A 516-nucleotide genomic window follows, 5' to 3' on the forward strand; every position below is an offset into this window, starting at 1 on the left:
ATTGATAGTAAACTCCAGATATTCCAGGATTATAAGTCGGAAAATCACTTGATTCTGTATATCCAGTGACAAATACTAAACCAGTTGAACCTTGAACACATATTGATTTACCTCTATCAGAACTGCTTCCTCCATAATAAGTTGCCCACATTCTTATTCCTCTTGAATTAAATTTTAAAATATAAGCGTCGTAATAACTAAAAATGCCGCTGCCCCGAGATCCTTGATAGTAAGACCCACTTCCTGGATTGTAGGTTGGAAAATTGGGAGATTGAGTGGTTCCTGTTACAAATACATTTCCACTTGAATCAGTTGCGATTGACGGATCGAAATCATTTTCATTTCCTCCGTAATAAGTAGCCCATACTCTCACACCGTTATTATCAAATTTCAAAATAAAAATATCATCTGTTCCGCCGTTATGAGTCCCCTGAAAATAATCATCATCTCCAGAGGGATTATAAGTTGGAAAAACATTCGATTGGGTGGTTCCTGATACATAAACATTTCCATTTA

1 protein-coding gene is annotated in these 516 nt (G+C 36.0%); it reads right to left on the reverse strand.

Features of this window, described 5'->3' with window-relative positions:
• On the reverse strand, positions 1-516 hold a 516-nt coding region (locus ABDH49_09385; GenBank protein MEN3047150.1), incomplete at both ends, for an SBBP repeat-containing protein.

This window comes from Candidatus Hydrothermales bacterium, assembly GCA_039630235.1.
Lineage (GTDB): Bacteria > Hydrothermota > Hydrothermia > Hydrothermales > JAJRUZ01 > JBCNVI01.